This window comes from Flavivirga aquatica, from assembly GCF_001747085.1.
Lineage (GTDB): Bacteria > Bacteroidota > Bacteroidia > Flavobacteriales > Flavobacteriaceae > Algibacter_C > Algibacter_C aquatica.
Genome location: NZ_MDJD01000006.1, coordinates 146,764 through 166,626 on the forward strand (window position 1 = coordinate 146,764; position 19,863 = coordinate 166,626).

Below are 19,863 nucleotides of genomic sequence, written 5' to 3' on the forward strand. Positions count from 1 at the left end.
ATCGAAAATGAGTTGAAGTTTGTTCAGATTAAGCACTTTTTGAAAGACATAATATCGCTACATGTAAAAAAAGTAATGAAATATGAGCGAATTTCAGACATTAATCATCAAATTTCTTCAAGATGTATGTTTTAGATTTTGAAATATAATTACCGAGAATAAAATAATCTTTATATTTAAAAATAGTCTTAGCTGCTAAAAGGTTACCTGGCATTGCATGATTTTTTATTTTATCAAAAAAATTATTTTCTATTTCTTTATCAATGTGATTAAAATCTAAATCAAATAGTGATTTTATATGAACCGATTTTGTTTTAGAATAAGAATTGTATGCAAAAAAAGTAGGGTTAAAAAATACATTTGCCGACCCTAAAGCAGCTATTGGAACCCCACCAAAACCACCCATAGGCATCATCATCATACCTCCATTACCTCTTGATACTTCTTTTTCACTTCCTATTGTCACCAAATACTCATTATTTTGCTTATAGGCACTAATACCTATATCTCCCATAGTCAATTTTCTTAAGAATTTTTTTGTGCTTTCTAATTCTCTATAATCGTTATAAACGCACCCTTCTTGAATAATTGGTGTGTTTTTAAAAGTAATCTTATCGTTTACATTTAATTTGATTTTCTTTAATAATTTTCCAGAACTATAATCTTGAATATTAACTTCCATATCCTTTTTAGTAGAAGTAATAACAAATAACTTAGAGTTTAAAATAAAGGAATTACTCTTTTTTGCTAACTTTTTCTCGGCCTTAAAAGGCTTATCAATAGTTTTAAAAGTATAGCTATAGTCATAAGGATTAACTGTTAAAATTTGAACAACACCTCTATTATTATCAAATGTAAAAATAAATTTATTATTTTTCATATAGAGTTTCGTCTCTTCTGATGTTATATCTATTGAATTTGGCGTGCTTTCATCAATTTTTTTAACATCAATCCTTTCAACAGCTCCTGTACTTCCTAACGTAAAAAGATTATGTAATGTTGTTTTTCTATTACTTCTATTAATAAAAGATTCTTTTTCTAAATTAACTTTTACAGGAGCTTTTAAATTGATATCATTTAAAGCATAAAAACTTAAAACAGAAGTTTGACTTCTAATAGATATTAGATAAAACGTATTATTTATAGTAGCTGTTTGAATAAATTTATCAAAAGGATCCCCTATTTTAAACTCATTCAAAGTAGCATTTTCACTTTCAAAAGAAAAGTTTATGGCTGCAAACTTATTTTTAACCTTATTTGTTAAATATAGCGTGTAATTTAAATATCTTTTATACTATAACCTATTATTGTATTATACTTTCTTCTTTTGTCTTCTAAACTTAGCTTTTTTATTACTTCAAACTTATCATTTAATAAATACCCAAAAACTTGTTTGGAATTCATAAAAAACAAAGACATATCATCGTTTTTTTGATTTACAGCTGGAATAACCTCTTTTAAAGTAAATTTAGATTTATCTAAATCATTTTTAAATGCTATTAATTTTCCCTGAGAGTAGCTAACAATAGAAACAAAGGCTACTAGGAATACTATTTTTTTAATCATCCCTATTTATAAGATTTTCTGATATTTATTGAGTGCTTTAACTTATCTGCAATCCGTTTCCAACACTAGCATCATCTGGATTTACAAACACGAGTTTACCATCCGGTGTTTCAGTCATTAAAATCATACCTTGACTTTCTACACCACGTAAAGCTCTTGGTGTTAAATTTACTAAAACAGTAACCCGTTTACCTATAACTTCTTCGGCTGTAAAACTTTCAGCAATACCAGAAACAATGGTACGCACATCTATTCCTGTATCTACTTTTAAAACTAATAGTTTTTTTGCTTTTGGCATTTTTTCTGCTTCCAAAATAGTACCAACACGAATATCTAGCTTAGTAAAGTCTTCGAAAGTAATTGTTTCTTTTTGTGGCTCTACTTTAGCATTTGCTATCTCATTCGCCTTTTTATTAGCTTCTAATTTATCTAATTGTTTCTGAATAGTTTCATCTTCAATTTTAGAGAATAACAATTCTGCTTTTTCTATTTTATGATTTGCTGGTAGTAAAACGTCTTTAGTACTCACTTCGTTCCATGACGTTCCTACTCCACCAGACGTTATATTTAAAATATTTTTCAATTTTGTAGATGTAAACGGCAAAAACGGTTCACTTAAAGTTGCTAGTGCCGATGCTATTTGAAGCGCAACATACATAATAGTTTTTGTGCGATCTTCGTCCACTTTAATAACTTTCCATGGCTCAGCATCTGCTAAATATTTATTTCCTAATCTTGCTAGATTCATTAATTCTTGACCTGCTTCTCTAAAACGGTAACGCTCTATAGAACTCGCTATAACATCTGGGTAAGCTTTTACAGCTACAAGAGTTTCTTCATCTACTTCTAAAAACTCAGAAGGCTCTGGAATAACACCATCATAATATTTAGAGGTTAGTACAACTACACGATTAATAAAGTTTCCAAAAATGGCAACTAATTCGTTATTATTTCTGGCTTGAAAATCTTTCCATGTAAAATCGTTATCTTTTGTTTCTGGTGCATTAGCTGTTAATACATAACGCAAGACATCTTGTTGATCTGGAAATTCTTCTAAATATTCTGGCAACCAAACTGCCCAATTTTTAGATGTAGATAACTTATTTCCTTCTAAATTCAAAAACTCGTTTGCCGGCACGTTTTCTGGTAAAACATAAGACCCTTCTGCTTTTAACATCGCTGGAAAAATAATACAGTGAAATACAATATTATCCTTACCTATAAAGTGCACTAACTTAGTGTCTTTATCTTTCCAATATGGCTCCCAATCTTTTCCTTCTCTCTCTGCCCATTCTTTAGTAGATGAAATATATCCTATTGGAGCATCAAACCAAACGTACAATACTTTTCCTTCTCCTCCTTCTGCTGGCACTGGAATTCCCCAATCTAAATCTCGGGTTACTGCACGTGGACGTAAACCATCATCTATCCAAGATTTACATTGTCCGTAAACATTCGATTTCCAATCCTTTTTGTGTCCTTCTAAAATCCATTCTTTTAAAAATGCTTCGTGCTTATCTAATGGCAAAAACCAGTGTTTTGTTTGCTTTAAAGTTGGTACGTTTCCTGTAATTGCAGATTTAGGATTTATTAAATCTGTTGCATTATGGCTTGTTCCACAATTTTCGCATTGGTCTCCATAACTTTCTTCATTACCACATTTAGGGCACGTTCCAATTACAAAACGGTCTGCTAAAAATTGATTTGCTTGCTCATCATACAATTGCTCTGTGATTTCTTCTACAAATTCTCCTTTTGCATCTAGTGTTTTAAAAAACTCTGATGCTGTTTCATGATGAATTTTAGCCGATGTACGTGAATAATTATCATATGTAATTCCAAAATCTTCAAAAGACTTTTTAATTATAGCATGGTATTTATCTACAATATCTTGCGGAGATACTCCTTCATTTTTTGCTTTAATTGTAATGGGCACACCATGCTCGTCACTACCTCCTATAAAAGCTACATCGTTTCCTGTTAGCCTTAAATAACGCACATAAATATCGGCTGGCACATAAACGCCTGCTAGATGCCCAATGTGAATAGGACCGTTTGTATATGGTAAAGCTGTAGTAACTGTATATCTTTTTGGTGTGTTCATCAAATCTAAAATTAAATTATAAGGTCTATTTCAAAAATGGTAAATTGTGTTTACATACTCCAACGAGTACTTAAACGCAATAAATTCTTATATTTCTCTTGAAATACCTCCATTTTGAAGCCACAAAAGTAATCAATTAAGCAGCGATTTAGAAAAAAAATGTACATTTACATTATGTCACAAAATCTATTAAAAATAAGCTTACTCTGCGCTTTTGTTTTCTTCGGAATGAAAATAACGTTAGCTCAAAAACAAAACATGACTTTAAAACAACCACCGTATTTAAAAGCTGGAGATACTGTTGCTATTGTTGCGCCTTCTGGGATTTTAAAAAATAGAGCAGGAGAAGTTCAACAAGCTAAAGCACTATTAAAAAGCTGGGGCTTGCATAGTATTGTTGGGAAACATGTTTTTAAGAAGTCTAACCACTTTGCTGGAACAGACGATGAGCGTTGCGAAGATTTTCAAAAAGCTTTAGATGACCCTAAGATTAGTGCTATTTGGTGTGCTCGTGGCGGCTATGGTGCTGTTAGAATTTTAGATAAATTAGATTATTCTAAATTTAAACAAAACCCTAAATGGTTAATTGGATATTCTGATATTACTGCACTTCATAACCAAGTCCATAATCAAGGCGTTGAAAGTTTACATGCTATAATGTGTGTAAGTATTCCTAAAAATTTATCTGAAATAGAAGCGTCTATTTCAACTTTTAAAACTGCTGTTTTTGGAAAACCTTTGTCTTATAAACTAAAAGCTTCTAGTTATAATAAAAAAGGAACTGCTTCTGGACAGTTGGTTGGTGGAAATCTTACTATGTTACACACTATGCTAGGCTCTAAAACTAGTATTAACACGTCTGAAAAAATACTTTTTATTGAAGAGATTGGCGAATACAAATACCACATAGACCGCATGCTACAAAGTTTAAAACGTGCTGGCTATTTTAATAATTGTAAAGGTGTTATTATTGGTGATATGACCAAACTAAAAAAGAATACAACGCTTTGGGGAACGTCTATTGAACAACTTATTTTAGATGCTTTGTCTGATTACGATTTCCCTATTGCTTTTAATATGCCAGCTGGACATGAAAAAAACAATCAAGCTTTAATTTTTGGCAGAAAAATTCAATTGATAGTAGATAGTGAACAAACTTCTATTATTTTCAATAAATAACAATACCAATTCCTAATTTAAAATTATCTGCAATAGAAAAATTTTAAATTAAGAATTGGCATCATATAAAAATGTAAATCAACACAACATTTATATTATACCAATTAAATTTCAAAACATTGAATAAATGTATTATTAAAGAAATTATTATTGGTAATACTTTTAATAATAGCTTGATTTAATTCGTCTTTGATAAATGTATGCAGCCAAAGTTTTAGTTTTTGTAAATCATGAAAAACCTTGTTTTTGTAAAATTGTTTAATATATGCCCATATTTTTTCAGAAGCATTTAGTTCAGGACTATAAGGAGGTATTCTGATCAGCTTTATATTTTCTGGTATTTCGAAGTTTTTCATGGAATGAAACCCAGCATTGTCAATAATTATAATTTTGAATTCCTCTGGCTTATACATAGAAAAAGCTACAAGATATTTATGGAAAATCTCACTAGTTCTTCCTTCTATTTCATAAACAAAGGAATCTCCATTGATAGGAGAAAAACTGCCATACAAATAGGTGTTTTTAAAAGCATGTTGATATTTGACTATAGGCTTAACTCCTTTAGCTGTAAGGCATCTTCCTATATGAGTTATTAATCCAAATCTAGATTCATCTTGATAATATAGATTTACTGAGGTATATTTATCTTTATTAAGACTAATTCTAATTTGATTTAGTTGAATTGGAAAGTTTTTTAAAAACATCAATGGCTTGCTCCTCTTTCTTGTAATGTGATTTTCTGGGTACTTTTAGTTTTGTACCAAAATGGCGTTTCATATAGGTTCGAAGCGTATTGTATTTTATATCTATATCAAATGTTTTTTTAACCCAGCTAACAGCGTCATTATAACCCAATAAGGGATTCGATGAATCATTAAGTTTTTCCTCAAGTCCTTTATGAACATTTGAGCTTACTTTCGTGTTATTAGGACCACCTGAAGAAATGGTTAATAATGATGCTAAACCTGATTCTATATAGATTTTCGACCAAATACGAAGCGTAGCTTCATTTATATTTAAATAGTCTGCTAACTGTTCTCTAGTACTATATTTAGCTTCGTCTTTTAAGATTAAAAATAATAGACGCTTTTCAATACGACTGCTTTTTGTCTTTTTACGAAGTATTTGTAACTCTAAAATACTTTCTTTTAATTCAAAATCTACTTTTTTACTCATAAATAAATATATGAAAAATACTCTAATATTTGAAATTTAATTGGTGTTACTGTTAAATTTAAACCAGTATGGTTTTTAATATCTGTTTTTATAATATTAGCCAAACTTAATAAAGCTGGATCTGTATAAGTTATTTCACTATTTATAGTAAGTTTTAATGTCCCTGCGTTTGCGGTAACATTTTTTGGCCAAGGTATAATATTAGCAACCGAAGACTGCGATATACCTACTTGTAATTGAAATAATAAGAGAAGGGTTATATATATTTTTTCATAATAGTAAAGTTTGATATTTGAGGGGATTAATTAATTTTGGATCTTGCTTTTTTTAATTCTATTCTAGAATACCAAATACTCTAAAATAGAAATGTAACAACATCACGTGTTATACTGGTGTATAAATAATAGAGCTACCTATATTTAAATACGTAGCTCTATTACACTATTTTTTTAGGATTTTATAATTTTAAATACCTTTATTAATCTGTCTTTTTGCTTAACTTTTACAAAATACACTCCTGTAGCCAAATCATTTATATCGATTTGAGTGAGATTCTCTCTACTTGTAACAGTTTTTATTCTATTCCCTGTTATATTATAGATTTCTATATTTTTTATTGAACGATCTGTACCTGTACTAACATAAATCTCATTATCTGCAGGAGACGGATATATTTTAATAGCATTTGCCTCTTCAGGCTCTGTTATATCATCTATTCTTAAAGATTTTGCAGTAAATAAACCTTTGAATGTATCGCTTACACTTATTCTATCTACTGTATAATCTCCACTTCCATAACCACTATAATTTACAGATATAACATTTATACCATTATTAAAATCCACTTCTCCTATACGTTCTGCAACTGTATTATTAATATTAGGAGTAACTGTTATATCTGGATTAACCCATAAGAAAATATTATCATTCTCATTTTTTTTAAGCTCGTATTTAGCAACAAGAAGAAAAGTATCTCCTTCTAAAGCTTCTTTTGTGTTTTTTGATGAGTTATTTATTGCAAAACTTCTACCCCATTTTTTACCTATAGCAGCTTCAAGGTTGTCGCTTGGAGATATAAAAAAGTGACCATTTCCTAATTTATTTGGTTTTAATAAATAGCTTAACCACATAGTACTACCGGATGTATAACCTTCCTTTAATCGTCTACTAAAACTAAATGACGAATTATTTTTAGGTTTAATTTGAAGACTCTTTCCTTTTGCGCTTAATCCGCTATAAGAAAGCGAATTATTATTTAAAGCGACTTGGTCTTTTCTATCATTTGTTATATTCCAAGACTCAACAAGTTCAGGATCACATTGTGTACCTGTTATATTATTATATTCAAATTCTTCTAAAGCAAAACTATAATTTGTAGGGCAAGCTATAGGAGTAATCTTAAAATCTACATAATAATTTTTATCTCCAACTTTAGTTTCTTTTAAAACTTCTATGGTAAACAAATCGTTAACAGTTCCGCTTTTCCCTTCACCTAATGCAGAATCTCCAAAATCATAAAGATGGTCGAAAGTAACATTCCCTGGTTGCTCTGTATTCGATGTTATAGAATTTGGTGTTAAATCTAACAAACGAGAAACGGCAGGACTTACATAAGGAACATAATGAACTAAAATACCGCCATTATTTGTTCTTCTTCCTAATGCATTTTTAACATAGCTAATTGAAAACAAACCTTCTCCAAAATAATCTGTTAAATAAACACCTAATTTTTGAGTACCGCTTCTATCGGCTATATCATGATTATAAATTCTAAATGTTTTGGCTTCTCCTATATTTTGAGAAACTTCAACTTCGCCTTCTTTTATCCAACCTACTCTACCTTTGTGAGGTAATGATAGCGTGAAATATATCTCACATTGATCTGTTCCATAAGGGCAATCTTTCCCATCTGGGCCTTCACTACCAAGAAAAAAGTAGGGATCTAATCCTCCAACATTATCTCCTGGAAAAACTTTATCTCCTCCATCAATAGCTTCTGCGTGTCCTACAGAAAACATATGTAACATTTCATGTACCGATCCTGGAATCCATATATTTGCCGCACCTAAGGTAGAAGCTCCTGTAGATCCATTTCCACTTCCTGTTCCTCCATATCCACGAAGGTCTTCTGAAGCAATAACGTAAATAATATAGCTACCATCTACATCAAAACCATTATCCTTTGCATATTTCATCATGATTTCATGCTTTTCTGCAATAGACGATGCATTTGTTGCATCTGCACCATTAATTTTATAAACGGGACTGTATGTAGAGGTTACTTTTAATAAATCTCTAGATACCATAGAGATATACTCATTGAATGTTTTAGTGGTTCCTCTTAGCCTATCCATAATATTATCAGGCATTTTTTCTCCTTCAAATTCAGCTAAAATCCATGTCATTTTTTTCTCTCCTATGGCTGGAGTTTGGCCTAGTGGGTAATTTTCAATCTGTTGAGCATTAATGGTCATGCTAATAAACATTAATACAAAAAATGTAAGTTTAGTTTTCATAATTCTTTTTGGGGTTTAATTTTTCATATTTCTTTTTTTATTGTTTTAAGTAATTGTGTTAGCACATTTCTTTCATACATTTTAAAATTAATGAAAGCACATTTACTTCATTTAATGACTACCTTATAATAATTTAATGATAAATTGTATATATACGTAAGAAAACACGCCTTGGATTTTTTGTGTTTAAAAAGCAGTATTTGTTTAGATAAAAACTCCTCAAAAAAGACGTTTTTGTAAACAACATATTTTTATTAAAAACATGAGTATTTAAATAGAAAAAGGGAAGCAACTTATAATGTATTAGGAAAGAAAAATCCTCGAAGTAGAATTGAAGATTTATTATGTACTAACCAACTTTCGATATAAGAAAACTAATTTTCAATTGTATAGCATATGTAAACCATAGCTATGGTTCGTAAACAGAACTAAGAATAGGAAAATAACATGCCTTGCAAAACAGCAAGAGTTTAAACACAATAAAAAAAATTATAAACTAAACTCCAAACTGACCTAAATGATGATCTAGATGTTTATAAAACATATTATTCCATTCATTTTTAGCAAGCTTTCCAAAAGAATGTGATTCCCTACCTTCAAAATAATTCTCACCTAAATCTTGTGTCTTCTTTAAGTAATTTACTAGTCGTTCTTTTTCTATTTCAAAATTTTTGGTATCAGTAATTAAAAATGCAGGTGCTGTTCTACCGTTCTTTTTATATGGCTTTTCATTTACAACAGTAGGTTTTACAAATAACTTTAACATGAACTTTACGAACCCACCTGGTTTAGGGTGAACATCTTCGAAAACCATTTCATAAGGAACATTACAATGCGCCAACATTTGGTCTACAGACATCTTTCCCCATAATTGTTTAGTAGAAGAGTCCAGCTTATTTATTCGATCAATAATAGTATTAGTTTCTTTTAGATCAAAAATATTTTTCATGATTTATTCTTTACAATTTAAAAGCAATTTACAAAAAATTGGATTGCTAAATCAATAAAATTGTAAAGACAGATAAGGGTTAATAATCTATACAATAAAAGACTCCAAGAATAAGAAAATCCATACGTAAATAACACACGTATATAGTATTATATTTAAATATATAGAACATTTTATTCACCCAAACTATTACTATGATTAAGAATTTTGTTTTATACATGGCTATGCTCTTTTGCTTTGTAGCCTCCTCACAAACACTTTTAAAACAACAAAGACATTTAATTCTTGGCGAGCGAACCGTACTTGTCATTAGAGGTGTCGACCCTGCTACAGATACATGGAAAGATACTGATAACGAACTACAAAACTTAAATACTGAATTAAATAATTATGTTAAAAAAATATCATTTAACAAGGCATGGATAGCTAATTTTGATATCACTCCTGTTTATAATTTCACTGTAGATCCTAATAATAGTGGATATAGAGCTATGGGAGAAAAACTTGCAGATATAGCAAGAAGTAATGGCTACGATGTAAATTCATATAATGTTGTTATGTACATACATAAGTCCTCTACAGATTTTAAAGGTGCAGGTGCCTGGGGTGGAGGTAATGGATTAAACGGTAGCGTATGGGCAAACAATAGTTTAACTTATTATGCTCCTGGAAATATTCATGAAACTATGCATGCATTTGGTATGGGTCACGCTGAAGGTATTGAAGGCGGAAACAACATGTTTCCTGGCAACAATACAGGTGGCGTAGATCCTTATTTTTTTATGGGGAGCCAAGGTGCCGCAACAGGTTTAGATGCTCATATAAACAGTTATATGAAATACTTTGCTGGTTGGATAGATAAAAATAATGTCGTTTTAATACCTTCCACTCCATCTACTCCCAAAACTTATAGAATACACAAAAGTTCTATCGAAACATACAATACAGCACACAATTACGCTATTCAACTTGGCGGAAATTTATGGTTAAGCTACGAGCCTGATAACATTAAAAATACTAATTTACAAACTTTAGGATTGGTTTTACATAACATCCCTTTTTCTGGGAGTGGTGTTTCTAAACTACTCGACACTAAACCTAACTCAATAACAAAACTGCCAAGTGGTTTAGGACAAAACTGGCGTCCTGTAATAGATTTTTGGGATGCTGCCATGACAAAAAACGAAGAAGTTTTTTGGAATCCAACAAAAACATATATAAAAGTAATAGCTACTGGAGGTACAGGAGACAATAAATGGGTAGATGTTAGCTTTTCGAAAAACTCTCAAGGCACTTTATCTGTTAGTGATATTAATTTAGGTTTAGACATAACTATATCCCCAAATCCAACAACCGATTTTGTTAACATTAAAGGAGAAAATGACTCCAAATTTAATGTGAAAATCCTAGATTTATCGGGAAAATTAATCCTTAATGAAAAACAAATAAATAAGATTAACATATCTCATTTGGCTAATGGAATATATATTTTAAAAACTTCTTTAAAGGACACCTCTAAAGAGTTAGTTAAAAAAATTATTAAAAAATAGGAACATTTAAATTTTACTCAAGTCTATAAAAAAACAGGATTAAATTCTAAAGAATTTAATCCTGTTTTTTTATAGACTTGTTTTAGGTTAAAAAGATATTTCTCATCTATTTAATGAATTAATTAACATCTCAAGTAACGTAAAATACTTTCTAAGTAATAAATATTTTTTTGTGCAAACTATTTTTTCTTTATCGCTTTTTTTATTTTACTATTTATTTCCGCTATATGCTTAGGTTTAATATTATATGACAAACCTGTTATATACCCCCTATATATAACCTCCCCCGTTTTAGAATTTACTATCTGTAAAAACCTCTCAACATTCATTCTCACATATCTTACATAATAAAATTCCTCTCCTGACATAATCCTATCACTCAAATCCTTGTCAGAAACAACTTCATATTCATGTTCGTATTTTTTAAATATATCATTAATATTTTCATCCTCTTCTTCACCGTCTTGAGCAGCCCAACCATTATATTTTATTTTCATATAAGAAGGAATATAAAGTTTATTAGAAGCTAACTTTTTCAATTCTGGCTGATAATCATCTTCATACATCCAATAAACTTCCTCATTCTCGATTAAGTTATTTATTTTTTGAAAATAATTTTTTAACAACCCTGGTTTATAATTAAAAAGCACATCTTCTGTATATAACGAATTAACTAGCTCCTCCTTATCCGCACTTAAAGACTTATGAATAAAGTTGTCTTTAGGAAAAACATAAAACCTAGCAATATTAGATGAATTACCCATAATTATTTCACGTTCTTTTTTAATTCTCTTTTTAGAAGAAACCTTTTTAGAAGCAAGTTTTTTTAGCTCTTCATGAATAGATTCGCTATCATATATTTTAAAATCAAAATACGTAAATAAAGATGTACTAGTTCCTCCATACTTCATCTGTTTAATCCTTTTAAAACCCGATAGATTAGCTATCGAATATTTATTACTTAAATATTTTTTTATATTAAAATCTTCAAATTCAACTATTTTATAAGGAGTAACTGACCATGTCTTTTCAAGAATTTCCTCATAGACATCTCTTTCATAAACATCAGACAATACAAAAATTGTTTCTGTGTTTTTAAATTTATCAAGAACTCCCTTTTTAAACTTTCCAGGTTTTCCTTTGTGCTTAGGTCCAACTGAGATTTGCGAATAACTTTGAAAAATTATACTAAATAATAATACTAAAGTTGTTAATTTCATTGTTTTATATATTATGTTTAATGATTAAATAAAGTAATATTTTTCTTTTAGTACAATTCTCAAAAAAACATGTCTCCGTAAACAAAAACAAGAATTTACAACAGAAGCATCTATAACTGGAAAGACAACAGGAGCCCGTCTATAAGGATCGGTTATTCCTACAACAATATCTCAAACTAGTCATTAAATTTTCTTGATATTGCACATTTAAGCATCATAGATTTTGGTTTCGGAAGTTTATGAAGTATAAATGTAGGAATTAATGAAAAAATATACGTAAAAATGACGCCTCAAATATTACATTTATCTTTTGCAAAGTACCTTTTTCTAGTATATATACTTTAAATGAGAAATACACTTACTAAACCATAAATTTTAAAACCTACGCTCATTCTGCAACTGCTCATAAGCACCTTGCACTTGCCTAAATTTTTCTTCGGCTCCTTTTTGGTGTTCTTTTCCTAAATGGATTACACGGTCTGGATGGTATTTTTTTGCCATTTTACGATAAGCCCTTTTAATCTCATCTATAGAAGCTGTTTTATCAATCTCTAAAACTTTATAAGCATTATCAACACTACTATAAAACATGGCTTTAATACTTTCATAATCACGTGAACTTATTCCTAAATACCCTGCTATTGTATAGATTTTTTTTACCTCATCTTCTGTTACTGTTCCATCTGCTTTAGCAATACCAAACAAAAAATGCATCAATTGCAAACGTGACGGGTGATCCATCATCTGTTTTATTTGCAAACACACTTGCCTTGTTGATATATTCTTTTGATTATTTATATTTTTAAATAACTTAAAAGCATGATTTGCACGTTCTTTACCATACATGCTAGCAAACTGCTCACGTACAAAATCTAATTCACGTTGATCTTGTCTACCATCCGCTTTTATAACAATAGATGATAAAATAAGTAGACTCACTTCAAAATCTCCCGATTCTGTCTTAGGTTGTTGCTTTGTTTGTCTTCTGCCTGATGTTCTTTGTTGTCGCTCACCTTCTTCTAAAAATGAGCTTCCTTTACCATTAGTCATTTTATCTACAAAACTACCTACTGCAATACCTATTATAGCACCTATTGGACCGCCAAACGACCAACCCAAAGCACCACCTATCCATTTTGAAATACTCATGATAATTTATTCTTTAAAACGTCTTCAAATATACTATTGTTAGTTGAATTTTAAATCTTTTTGTTACAGTTGTACGAAGAAGAAATTTACTTCTTGTATTAACATTATAATAAACAACTCTTTTTCTAAGGTTAAAACACCAAAATAAGATTTAAAAAATAGACTGACCTTATGACACCATAGACGTTATAAGAGAATGCTATAACTATTTTTGCACGATTTTTGATTAACTTTGTACAGTAATTAATTATAAAACAAAAATTTAAGATATGTATCCAGCAGAATTAGTAAAACCAATGCGTGAAGATTTAACAAATGTTGGTTTTGAAGAACTACAAACTGCCGAAGCTGTTGATGCGGCTTTAGCTAAAGAAGGCACTACTTTAGTGGTAGTAAATTCGGTTTGTGGTTGTGCGGCAGCCAATGCACGTCCAGGTGCAAGAATGAGTTTAGAAAATGAAAAACGTCCAACAAATATTGCGACTGTTTTTGCAGGTGTAGATAAGGAAGCTGTTGATGCGGCTCGTGGTCATATGATTCCATTTCCTCCAAGTTCTCCTTGCATGGCATTATTTAAAAACGGTGAATTGGTACACATGTTAGAGCGTCATCATATTGAAGGTAGACCTGCAGAGTTAATTGCAGAAAACCTTAAGGATGCTTATAACGCACATTGTTAAAACCCATCATTGTAAAGCAAAGAAAGAACTACAATAATCTTATTTAATCAAATAAGATCTCTCGCTTCGCTCTAAATAAAAATTTAAACCACGATAAATCGTGGTTTTTTTATGCATTAAAACGCAACCATTTAAACAAAACTTCAGCCATTAGCAAAATTTAAAAGATGAAAAAGAAAGGCTTTCAATAAAAAATGGGACATCATTTTAGATTCCTCCGTAACTAAACAACCTTCTAGTGTGAAATATTAAAATAACATCTGTCTTGCCGTTTATCAAAACTAAGTTTTTACTTATTTTTGCTGCATGCTAAAATTATTGTCATACCCATTAACTATCATATATATCCTGTGTTTCTTTTTAACACTAATTATATTTCATCCTATACAATGGATTTTTTTTAACCTTTTTGGTTATCAGGCACATAAAAAAAGTGTCGATTTAATGAATATCTGCTTGATAAGATGCCTTCATATTTTAGGCACTAGGTTTACCTTTAATAACCCGCATGATATTCCAATCAACCAACCACTTATTATAGTTTGCAATCACCAAAGCATGAATGACATCTCCCCTCTGTCTGTATTTTTACGTAAATATCATCCAAAATTTATTAGTAAAATAGAATTAGGAAAAGGTATACCAAGTGTTTCTTACAACTTAAAACATGGTGGTTCTGCCTTAATTGACAGAAAAAACCCAAGACAATCCTTGCCTGTCTTAATGAAATTTGGAGAATACATTGAAACCAATAAACGCGCAGCCGTTATTTTCCCTGAAGGAACACGAAGTAAAAACGGAACACCTAAACCATTCCAAACCAAAGGATTAGAAATATTATTTAAAAAAGCGCCATCTGCATTAGTTGTTCCTGTTACTATAAATAACTCATGGAAAACGTTACGTTATGGAAAATTTCCTATGGGTTTAGGAACTCACATCATTTTTACTGTGCACAAGCCTCTAAAAGTTAGTACCTTTGCAAATAAACTAGAACTTATAAGTAGCGTTGAAACTACTATAAAAGCACATATACACAATTAAAAAATTTATAGATGTCCCTAAAAAATGTTAGATTAGAAGTAATGCAGTTTTTGGAAAAAGATATTGATTCCCTTATAGAAAAATATCTTATTCCAATAGAAAAAATATGGCAACCTACAGATTTTTTACCTAATTCTGAAAGTGACACTTTTTTTGAAGAAGTACGCGAAATAAGAGAACTTTCAAAAGAATTACCTTATGATTTTTGGGTAGTTCTTGTTGGAGATATGATTACTGAAGAAGCCTTACCAACTTATGAGTCTTGGCTAATGGACGTTGAAGGTGTAGATCAAGTTGACAAAGAAAATAGTTGGGGTAAATGGGTTCGTCATTGGACTGGTGAAGAAAACAGACATGGTGATGTACTAAATAAATACTTATACCTATCTGGACGTGTAAACATGCGTGAAATTGAAAAAACCACACAGTATCTTATTGCTGACGGGTTTGACATTGGAACAGACAGAGATCCTTACAAGAACTTTGTTTATACAAGTTTTCAAGAGTTAGCCACTTATGTTTCTCATAATAGAGTTGCAAAAATAGCTAAGAAAAAAGGCAATAAACAATTGGCTAAAATGTGTCAAATTATTTCTGGAGATGAAATGAGACACCACCATGCTTATTCTGAATTTGTAGAACGTATTTTTAAAGTGGATCCTAGCCAAATGATGATGGCTTTTCACGATATGATGAAACGAAAAATCGCTATGCCCGCTCATTTTTTAAGAGAATCTGGAAATCAAATAGGCACTGCTTTTGAAGAATTTTCTAATACTGCTCAACGTATTGGAGTATACACATCTAATGATTATGTAGATATATTAGACAAACTAATTAAACGTTGGGAAATTGATAAAATTACAAACCTAACTGATGAAGCAGAAAAAGCTAGAGATTATCTCATGAAGCTTCCTGCCAGAATGTATCGTTTATCTGAGCGTATTAAAATCCCTGAAAACTCATTTCAATTTAAATGGGTTGAGCCTGCAATTATCAAATAACTGTAATGAATTACGATAATAAGAATTTCAAACCTATTTTAAATTCAGAAAATAGCGAAATAACTCCCAATACCATTTTTTTATACAAACAAAAAGGTAACATTTTGACATCAAGTTATAAAGGAGATAATATTATTGAAGGTTATCTTTTAGGAATAGTACATGATGATGGAACTATTAACATGGTTTATCATCAAGTAAATAAAAACGGTAATTTAATGACAGGAACTTGTATTTCCAAGCCCAAATTAAATAAAGAGGGTAAAATTCAGCTTCATGAAAAATGGCAATGGACTTCTGGTAATAAAACCAAAGGCAAATCTATTTTAGAAGAGATATAACCTAATCAAAACTTAAAAAATTCCCTTCGATATCGAAAGGAATTTTTACTTTTATATAATGATAAGCAAAGAGGAAACAATCAATAAAACTATAGATTTCGTAAAAAAAAACCTTGCCAATGCGGAAGGTGGGCACGATTGGTTTCATATAGAACGCGTATATACTAATACTCAATTAATTTCAAAAACAGAACCTGTTAACGAATTAATTGCAACCCTAGGAGCACTATTACATGATATTGCTGATAGTAAATTTCATAATGGAGACGAAAGTATTGGTCCAAAAATAGCTCGCGAATTTTTATTTAATTTAAATATAGACTCTGTAGTTATTGAACATGTTATAAATATAATTGAAAATATTTCTTTTAAGGGCGGTAACGAAGCTCAAAAATTTAAATCGGCAGAATTAGATGTCGTCCAGGATGCAGATCGCTTAGACGCTATAGGAGCTATTGGTATTGCTCGATGTTTCAACTATGGAGGGTTTAAAAATAGACAATTATATAATCCTGAGATCAAACCTGACTTAAATATGAGTAAAGCCGAGTATAAAGCTTCTACAGCTCCAACTATTAATCATTTTTACGAAAAGCTACTCTTATTAAAAGACCGAATGAATACAAAAACAGGCAAACGTCTTGCCGAAACTAGACATCAATATATGCTAGAATTTTTAAATCAATTTTATAATGAATGGGAAGGAAAATCTTAAGTTACACTAAATACCTTTTAAAGTGATTGATTAATCACTTTAAAAGGTATTTAGTATTATTGAATAATATGCTTGATTTCTTTTCTATAATTAGATGCACTTTTACCCGTAATGTCATTAAACTGTTTATTAAAATGGGAAAAGTTGTTAAATCCGCACTCAAAACAAATATCAGAAATACTCATTTGGCTTTCATTAAGTAATTTCGTAGCATGAACAACCCTATATTCATTTACTAATTGAGTAAATGTTTTTCCCGTAGCTTTTTTAAAATATCTACAAAACGCAGGAACCGTCATACTCACCTTATCTGCTATTTCATCTAAAGTAATGTGATTTTTAAAATTTTTATTCACATACTTAAATATAACATCTATTTTAGAACTATCTTGTGCTTCTGCCTCAAAAGCAAAACCATCAGCATTTAACAATTCGTAATTATCTGTTAATGCTAAATAGTTAAGTATTTCTAAAAACTTCAATACACGCTCTAAACCATCATACTCTAATAATTTATCTATTCTGGGACCAACTACACTTTTAGCCTCCATTTTAAAACGAATACCCTTTTTTGCCCTATCAAACATCGCCACAATGTTTGTCATTTCCGGGATGTCAATAAAATCATTTCCTAAGAAATTAGACTTAAACTGTACGGTTGTTTCTGTTCCATTAGCAGTGAGCCTATCTGTAAAACCATTATGAGGTAAATTAGCTCCTATTAATATAAGTTGACTGTTATTAAAATAAGACAAATGATTTCCTATATGGGTTTTACCCTGTCCCTTATTTATATATATAAGCTCTAATTCTGGATGAAAATGCCAGAAAGCATTTTTTTTATCCACCTTATCTATATGTTGTTTTACTAAGATAGAACTCCCAAAACTTGGGCTTAATTTCTTTAACGTAGGTTTTTTAATAATCATAGCAGGTTAATTTACAGCAAAATTACTACTTATTCTTTTTCTATCATATATTTAATTACCATAATTATGCTCTATTTTAACTTAACACAGGGTTAACATTCATTTAACAGTTAAAATAGCACATAAACAAGCCAAGATAGATGATTTTTGTAAGGTTTTTCCATTATATATTTGCAGTATTAAACAGTTAAACAGTTTAAACCTAACATTTATGAAAAACGTAATCAAAACAATAAAAAAAAGCCTAATAATAGCAACAATGTTTGCTTCTATATTGGGTAATGCTACTGACGTTTCTTTAATTACAATAAAAGAGGATGTTAAAAAGACAGCGTTAACAATTAATAATGTTAAGAAGGGAAACCTGTTATCTATTAAAGATAGTAATGGTATCATTTTATATAAAGAATTAATAAAGACTACTGGAACTTACAAAAAAGGGTTTGACTTAGCTGTATTGCCTGATGGAAGCTATTCCTTTGTAATTAATAAAGATTTAGAAATAAACACTATTCCTTTTTCTGTTAATTCTAGTAAAGTACTTTTTAACAAAGAGAAAGAAACAACGATACACAAACCTTATCTTAAACAAGAAAATGGTATTATTTATATAACAAAGTTTGCCCCAAATCTTAAACCATTAAATATTACTATTTACAAAAAATTTAATGGTGATTTTGAATTACTACACTCTGAAAAAGTTAAAGATATTCAAGTAATTCAAAAAGCTTACAAATTAGAAAAAGGAAACTACAAAATAGTATTAAACTCGGATAATAACGAGTACACGGAATTCATTAATAATTAGTTTTAATGTCTTATTTAGTTTAGTTTAGTTTAGTTGGAAAAAGTAGGTTGTGGTGGCCTACTTTTTTATCCTCTCCTTTTGAATTTTGGTTTCAAAAAAAGTTAAAACAATCCAAAAGATTTAGAATATAAAATAGTATTAAACTCAGATTCACAATGAGTATAAGAAATTCATTAATAATTAAGTATTAATGTCTTATTTAGTTTAGTTTAGTTGGAAAAAGTGGACTGTAGTGGTTCACTTTTTTTATTCCTCTATTTTCATTTCCTATCATTTTTACTCATTCACAATTACTTTCTTTACTACAAAATACTCTTTCTGAAAATAATCCTTTCTGTTAAATACTTTTATAAAACATAGTACCTATAAATTCTAATCATCATTATTACATATTTTCATTAAATTCTAAATACTCCTCCTCTTATAAAATTTACAATTCCTATTAGATAATATGCTTAATTACCACCCTAATATTCTATATTGATTTAACTCAAAAAAGACAGGTAAAATAGCATACAAATACATCAATACCAATGTTTTGATAACTGAATTTCCGTTATACATTTGTAGTGTTAAACAGTATTAAATATAACATTATGAAAAACGTAATCAAAATAATCAAAAAGAGCTTAGTAATTGCAACAGTGTTTGCTACTATATTAAGTAATGCTACTGAAGTTTCTTTAATTACAGTAAAAGAGGACGTTAAAAAGACAGCGTTAACAATTAATAATGTTAAGAAGGGAAACCTGTTATCTATTAAAGATAGTAATGGTATCATTTTATATAAAGAATTAATAAAGACTACTGGAACTTACAAAAAAGGGTTTGACTTAGCTGTATTACCTGATGGGAATTATTTCTTTGTGGTTGATAAAGATTTAGAAGTAAACACTATTCCTTTTTCTGTTAATTCTAGTAAAGTACTTTTTA

Annotated in this window: 19 protein-coding genes; 9 read left to right on the forward strand and 10 right to left on the reverse strand. The window is 29.9% G+C overall.

The features are described 5' to 3' along the window. Positions 1 to 100: 100 nt before the first annotated feature. The 3 genes from A8C32_RS00735 to metG all read right to left on the reverse strand — a co-directional run bounded on the left by A8C32_RS00735 (position 101) and on the right by metG (position 3,670). Positions 101 to 1,198, reverse strand: a complete 1,098-nt coding sequence (locus tag A8C32_RS00735; RefSeq protein WP_069828538.1) for a hypothetical protein — start codon at positions 1,196 to 1,198, stop codon at positions 101 to 103. Positions 1,199 to 1,278: 80 nt separating this feature from the next. Continuing rightward, the gene (locus A8C32_RS00740; protein WP_069828539.1) at positions 1,279 to 1,566 is read right to left on the reverse strand and encodes a hypothetical protein; all 288 of its coding nucleotides are present in this window, start codon (positions 1,564 to 1,566) and stop codon (positions 1,279 to 1,281) included. 37 nt (positions 1,567 to 1,603) lie between these two features. Beyond that, entirely contained in the window at positions 1,604 to 3,670 is a 2,067-nt protein-coding gene (gene metG, locus A8C32_RS00745; RefSeq protein ID WP_069828540.1) for a methionine--tRNA ligase, read from the reverse strand. Positions 3,671 to 3,844: 174 nt separating this feature from the next. Between metG and A8C32_RS00750 the strand changes: the two genes are divergently transcribed. Further along, positions 3,845 to 4,849, forward strand: coding sequence for a S66 peptidase family protein (locus A8C32_RS00750; RefSeq protein WP_083253195.1), 1,005 nt, complete (start codon positions 3,845 to 3,847; stop codon positions 4,847 to 4,849). 104 nt (positions 4,850 to 4,953) lie between these two features. Here the strand turns inward: A8C32_RS00750 and A8C32_RS00755 are convergent, their stop codons facing one another. From A8C32_RS00755 to A8C32_RS00770, 4 genes are all read right to left on the reverse strand, one after another. Next, positions 4,954 to 5,553 carry an IS630 family transposase gene (locus tag A8C32_RS00755; protein ID WP_083253196.1) on the reverse strand — a complete coding sequence of 200 codons (600 nt, stop codon included), beginning with the start codon at positions 5,551 to 5,553 and terminating at the stop codon, positions 4,954 to 4,956. Beyond that, the gene (locus A8C32_RS00760) at positions 5,513 to 6,025 is read right to left on the reverse strand and encodes a helix-turn-helix domain-containing protein (RefSeq protein ID WP_069828542.1); all 513 of its coding nucleotides are present in this window, start codon (positions 6,023 to 6,025) and stop codon (positions 5,513 to 5,515) included. The genes A8C32_RS00755 and A8C32_RS00760 overlap by 41 nt, the downstream gene beginning before the upstream one ends. A 449-nt stretch (positions 6,026 to 6,474) precedes the next feature. After that, a complete protein-coding gene (locus A8C32_RS00765; protein WP_083253197.1) occupies positions 6,475 to 8,541 on the reverse strand; it encodes a T9SS type A sorting domain-containing protein in 2,067 nt (688 codons plus the stop codon). A gap of 496 nt (positions 8,542 to 9,037) precedes the next feature. Continuing rightward, on the reverse strand, positions 9,038 to 9,490 hold the full coding sequence (locus tag A8C32_RS00770; RefSeq protein WP_069828544.1) for a DUF1569 domain-containing protein: 453 nt from the start codon (positions 9,488 to 9,490) through the stop codon (positions 9,038 to 9,040). A gap of 194 nt (positions 9,491 to 9,684) precedes the next feature. Between A8C32_RS00770 and A8C32_RS00775 the strand changes: the two genes are divergently transcribed. Beyond that, positions 9,685 to 11,040 (forward strand): T9SS type A sorting domain-containing protein, encoded by a 1,356-nt coding sequence (locus tag A8C32_RS00775; protein WP_083253198.1) that lies wholly within the window; start codon positions 9,685 to 9,687, stop codon positions 11,038 to 11,040. 179 nt (positions 11,041 to 11,219) lie between these two features. Here the strand turns inward: A8C32_RS00775 and A8C32_RS00780 are convergent, their stop codons facing one another. Both A8C32_RS00780 and A8C32_RS00785 read right to left on the reverse strand, forming a co-directional pair. Then, complete coding sequence (locus A8C32_RS00780; protein WP_069828546.1) at positions 11,220 to 12,260, reverse strand: hypothetical protein; 1,041 nt, start codon at positions 12,258 to 12,260, stop codon at positions 11,220 to 11,222. Between the two features lie 375 nt (positions 12,261 to 12,635). Continuing rightward, the gene (locus tag A8C32_RS00785; RefSeq protein WP_205635356.1) at positions 12,636 to 13,409 is read right to left on the reverse strand and encodes a molecular chaperone DjiA; all 774 of its coding nucleotides are present in this window, start codon (positions 13,407 to 13,409) and stop codon (positions 12,636 to 12,638) included. Positions 13,410 to 13,678: 269 nt separating this feature from the next. Here A8C32_RS00785 and A8C32_RS00790 point away from each other — a divergent pair, with 269 nt between their 5' ends. The 5 genes from A8C32_RS00790 (at position 13,679) to A8C32_RS00810 (ending at position 17,193) form a co-directional block, all read left to right on the forward strand. Then, complete coding sequence (locus A8C32_RS00790; protein WP_069828548.1) at positions 13,679 to 14,089, forward strand: BrxA/BrxB family bacilliredoxin; 411 nt, start codon at positions 13,679 to 13,681, stop codon at positions 14,087 to 14,089. A gap of 306 nt (positions 14,090 to 14,395) precedes the next feature. Further along, positions 14,396 to 15,133, forward strand: coding sequence for a lysophospholipid acyltransferase family protein (locus A8C32_RS00795; RefSeq protein WP_069828549.1), 738 nt, complete (start codon positions 14,396 to 14,398; stop codon positions 15,131 to 15,133). A gap of 11 nt (positions 15,134 to 15,144) precedes the next feature. Beyond that, a complete protein-coding gene (locus A8C32_RS00800; protein WP_069828550.1) occupies positions 15,145 to 16,137 on the forward strand; it encodes an acyl-ACP desaturase in 993 nt (330 codons plus the stop codon). A 5-nt stretch (positions 16,138 to 16,142) separates the two neighbouring features. Beyond that, entirely contained in the window at positions 16,143 to 16,478 is a 336-nt protein-coding gene (locus tag A8C32_RS00805) for an avidin-fold protein (RefSeq protein ID WP_069828551.1), read from the forward strand. A gap of 58 nt (positions 16,479 to 16,536) precedes the next feature. Next, complete coding sequence (locus A8C32_RS00810; protein WP_069828552.1) at positions 16,537 to 17,193, forward strand: HD domain-containing protein; 657 nt, start codon at positions 16,537 to 16,539, stop codon at positions 17,191 to 17,193. 56 nt (positions 17,194 to 17,249) lie between these two features. Here the strand turns inward: A8C32_RS00810 and A8C32_RS00815 are convergent, their stop codons facing one another. Beyond that, positions 17,250 to 18,122 carry an AraC family transcriptional regulator gene (locus A8C32_RS00815; protein WP_069828553.1) on the reverse strand — a complete coding sequence of 291 codons (873 nt, stop codon included), beginning with the start codon at positions 18,120 to 18,122 and terminating at the stop codon, positions 17,250 to 17,252. A gap of 211 nt (positions 18,123 to 18,333) precedes the next feature. Here A8C32_RS00815 and A8C32_RS00820 point away from each other — a divergent pair, with 211 nt between their 5' ends. After that, complete coding sequence (locus A8C32_RS00820) at positions 18,334 to 18,930, forward strand: hypothetical protein (RefSeq protein ID WP_069828554.1); 597 nt, start codon at positions 18,334 to 18,336, stop codon at positions 18,928 to 18,930. Positions 18,931 to 19,526: 596 nt separating this feature from the next. Next, positions 19,527 to 19,863: hypothetical protein (locus A8C32_RS00825; protein ID WP_432416484.1), on the forward strand; the 337-nt coding region annotated here is incomplete at its 3' end.